At 76.6% G+C, this 304-nt stretch carries 1 protein-coding gene; it reads left to right on the top strand.

Annotated features, from left to right (window positions below; genetic code table 11):
• A partial coding sequence (locus RISW2_RS23340) for an ATP-binding cassette domain-containing protein (RefSeq protein ID WP_043776155.1) occupies positions 1-304 on the top strand: 304 nt, incomplete at both ends.

The following is a 304-nucleotide window of genomic DNA, read 5'->3' as shown; positions in this document are numbered from 1 at the left end:
GCATGGAGACGCCCAGCGCCGGCCAGGTGCGGTTCGGCGGCCGCGATATCGGCGCGCTCCGGGGCGAGCCGCTGCGCCAGCTGCGCCGGCGGATCCAGTTCGTGCACCAGAACCCCTACGGCTCGCTCGACCCGCGCTACACCATCGAGGACATCCTGACCGAACCGCTGCGGGCCTTCGGCATCGGCCGGCCCGAGGAGCGGCGCGACCGCGCCTTGCAGTTGCTGGACCAGGTGGCGCTGGACCGCGCCCTGGCGGCGCGCCGGCCCGCCGCGCTGTCGGGCGGCCAGCGGCAGCGCGTGGC

Origin of the sequence: Roseivivax isoporae LMG 25204 (assembly GCF_000521865.1) — a bacterium.
GTDB classification, from domain to species: Bacteria; Pseudomonadota; Alphaproteobacteria; order Rhodobacterales; family Rhodobacteraceae; genus Roseivivax; species Roseivivax isoporae.
The sequence above is the reverse complement of the archived record's forward strand: the minus strand, read 5'-3'. Positions and strand labels throughout refer to the sequence as shown.